6 protein-coding genes and 1 pseudogene are annotated in these 3242 nt (G+C 38.6%); all 7 read right to left on the bottom strand.

Annotated features, from left to right (window positions below; translation table 11 throughout):
- The coding region (locus KCG35_RS24180; RefSeq protein WP_215822420.1) for a hypothetical protein at positions 1-415 on the bottom strand (415 nt) is incomplete at its 3' end.
- Between the two features lie 48 nt (positions 416-463).
- Positions 464-895, bottom strand: a complete 432-nt coding sequence (locus tag KCG35_RS24175; protein ID WP_215822419.1) for a hypothetical protein — start codon at positions 893-895, stop codon at positions 464-466.
- A gap of 5 nt (positions 896-900) precedes the next feature.
- Positions 901-1401 (bottom strand): annotated as a pseudogene (locus KCG35_RS24170) (RHS repeat-associated core domain-containing protein); the annotation flags it as partial.
- 79 nt (positions 1402-1480) lie between these two features.
- Complete coding sequence (locus tag KCG35_RS24165) at positions 1481-1651, bottom strand: hypothetical protein (RefSeq protein ID WP_215822418.1); 171 nt, start codon at positions 1649-1651, stop codon at positions 1481-1483.
- Positions 1652-1660: 9 nt separating this feature from the next.
- Positions 1661-2188 carry an RHS repeat-associated core domain-containing protein gene (locus tag KCG35_RS24160; protein ID WP_215822417.1) on the bottom strand — a complete coding sequence of 176 codons (528 nt, stop codon included), beginning with the start codon at positions 2186-2188 and terminating at the stop codon, positions 1661-1663.
- Positions 2189-2737, bottom strand: a complete 549-nt coding sequence (locus KCG35_RS24155; RefSeq protein WP_215822416.1) for a hypothetical protein — start codon at positions 2735-2737, stop codon at positions 2189-2191. It abuts the gene before it with no gap.
- Between the two features lie 26 nt (positions 2738-2763).
- Positions 2764-3242 (bottom strand): RHS repeat domain-containing protein (locus KCG35_RS24150; protein ID WP_373687374.1); only part of this gene is annotated, 479 nt, incomplete at its 5' end.

Genomic DNA, 3242 nt, shown 5'->3' with positions numbered 1-3242 from the left:
TTTTTTCTAGTAACGCTTTAAAGTCTCCGTATATATCAATATCAGCCTCAAACCAGTCTTGATTTTCAGCAATATACTTAAGAGTAGGCATTAGCTCTAAAATTATTGAGTCGAGATATTCTGGAGACTCATTTAATTTGTCTAATACTAACTCTATAAAACAGCTTGCAGCATCTGGTTTATTAAAATCACTAAAGTCCCCTGAATCAATATAATGCTTGAGACCAAAAATATAATATTGAAAAGGAACTATAGGCATCCATCTAATATCAGAACACCGCTCAATTATATTTTTCTTAAATTCCTTTTGCATTTCTTCATTAGTTTTTCCTGCAAACATGCTATGAGCTGCAGCCACATCCAGATCAGTATGGTATTCACCCCATGAGGATTCGTCAGGTATTTTATGCTTCATAACTCACCTATTAATCACACTGCTTAGGAGAGTTATGATCATAGTTAACTACTTTTTATAGTTCTTCCAGTATATTTTAATTCTCTCTAGTTTAACCTCTGTTTTCAGAACTAGCTTAGTAAAGTCAATACCAGTTGGAATATTATCTCCCACAAGAGCTAAACTTACCCTATCATTACTAATAAGAGTTGATCCTTTATATTCAAGCCTGACTGCTTCATCTCCTTCGCCTAGGGTCACTTCTATTGATCCACTTTTGAATAAATCTGAGATAGCACTGCGAACTTTAAATAGATCTCCCTTACTAAAAGGATCAAGCATTTTCGTAACATCAATCTGGATGCTTGCTCCTTGTGTAATAGCATTTATTGGTTCTTGTAAAATAAATGTATAACCATCAGCTGTAGAGTCCACATCTATATAGTCCGGTGTCAACAGAACCGTTTTAGAAAAAAATAGGATAAGTAAAAAATTCAACATAGCCTTTATGGCCCTTTATGTATTTCGTTCGCTCTATCCAAAACATCGTCAGTCCATGTCTGGCAGTTCCGAGCACCAAGTCTATGCTGAGGGGTAAATGGATAAGCAGTAACATTATAAATTGGTGCTCCGGTCTCAGCCACGGACTGCTTTACTGCTTCGTCAAATTTTGGATCGTTTGATATTTCCTCACATTGAGCATTACTTTTATACTCATCATTATCAATTCTTCCTTTACTCAACAGCATGTTATCGCCAGCCTGGAAGCTGAATACTTCACCGTCTACAACAAGATAGTCATGTCTTAGTGGATTACCGGAAGGTTTCATAGCAGGCTGAGCCTTATCTCCCAATCCCCTTGCACATCGCAAAGATTTCAAACCATCAGGATCAAAATAACCAACAGGATTCCCTTCAACATACGCATAGGTATTCAACCCACCATTTAACCCAATGGGATCACTTTCGATGTATCGTCCAGTAGTTGGATCGTAATCGCGGAAGTAGTTGTAAAAGAGCGTGTAATACTAATGGCTCGCAAGACGAGCCAGTTTATGAGTACAAAAGGTAGTGTTCAGAATTAGATCATCCTGAGTCAGAAGTTTTAATTGTTGATACTTTTTTACAAACATACCCGACAACATATTCAACATTTGTTGTTAGTTCAATGTCTTTATTATCAATAAGGTCTTTAATAGCACTTTCTATTGCCTGCCATAACTCAGTATTTTTATATTGCTCATATGGGTGTGACATTAACAACCTCTAACGTTTGTTTTTATTCTTGGGGCCGTTAGGCCAAATTTGATTACCATCAAAATCAATTTCTTTAACTTTTTTACCCTTTGTATCAGACACATCCCAATGGTCTTCATGAAGTCGATCTTTTTTCCATCTTTCGTTCTTTTTCTTCTTATCCTTAGGCCGATAACCTTGATCACCACGTAATTTGTCAAAGTCACCTGGATGAGTCTCAGGTGTTGGGCACTTCCCATTATCATCATCGTATACATTTTCATTTAGGTTATTAAGTTGCTGGGCAGCTCTGGCTGCATGGAATGCCGCAGTTGCTGCTTCATCTCCTCCTGCTGCAGTACACATTGGCCAGTTATATTTATGAACACAGCGTTGAACAGTGGTATACAAGCCAAGTGGATCAGTTGAGTTGATGGGATTACCTAAAACATACCCATAAGTATTGAGTCCACCCTTTAACCCAATCGGATCACTTTCGATGTAGCGTCCAGTAGTTGGATCGTAATCGCGAAAATAGTTGTATAAGCGCTTAATCAACTAGGCTCTGTTTTTAAACAAAAACTGCCTTACCTGTTCAGATCGAGTATTAAAATCAAGGCTCGTAATTTCATCGATTTCAATTGTCGAAAGGCCGTCATCTTCACCAAACTCATTAATCAAACGAATGCTAACTAAACCTGATTCCATGTTTTCAACATAACCTACAAGCGAGTCATCGGGATCACCTCCCCATACAACAACACAAACTGATTCATCTAAAGACTGTTGCAATGAATCTCTAATAAGATCACTAGATGAGCTACTACTGGGCTTTACTTCGCTAAATATACTTCCTTGATTCTGGATTAGCTTTTCAATTTTCTGCTCATATTTTCCGCCATGCTCGATTTTAAAAATTTCCGACAATGGTCTAATTTCAAACCCAGCATCTTCACCATTCTTAGAAATGGAACGAAGCCGTACATGTGTTTCTGTTATTAAATCCACATAACCAACCGAATACTGATCCCAATCATCAGAATCAACATACACAGAAACGAGCGTACCTTTTGATTGCGCCTGTTCTAGTATTTCTTTAATCGCCATTACTTTTCACCTTTAAAAAATACCAACTACCTTTGATAAGGCCGACGCTTATCTCCTTTTTCACCGCCGCGATCCTTCTTATTTCGGGCGCGCCCTTTCTGGTGCTTACCTTTGGTACTTTTCCGCTTACCTTTAGTATGTTCCTTGTTCCCCTTTTCTGACGAACAAGCAAGATAAATCCCTCCACCAATAATAACCGCACCAGCTGCAATATCGCCAAATGGAAGCGGCCCATCAGCCAATGCAAGTACACCACCTAACCCTAAAAAGCCACCCATAGTTTCTTCAAACAAGCCATAGGGGTCTGTATAAATCAGAGGATTATTTGCAACATAGGCATAGGGATGATTGATATAGCCAGGAGCAACATCATAGGGAAGTTCAATGATGCCCATCTCTTCAGCGAACAACATTTGAGGCGAAGGATTATCGAGGAGAATACCTAAAGGATCACTTTCGATGTGGCGTCCAGTACTTGGATCGTAATCGCGAAAATAGTTGTAAA

The sequence above is a fragment of the Zooshikella harenae genome (assembly GCF_018837975.1).
Taxonomy (GTDB): domain Bacteria; phylum Pseudomonadota; class Gammaproteobacteria; order Pseudomonadales; family Zooshikellaceae; genus Zooshikella; species Zooshikella harenae.
The sequence above is the reverse complement of the archived record's forward strand: the minus strand, read 5'-3'. Positions and strand labels throughout refer to the sequence as shown.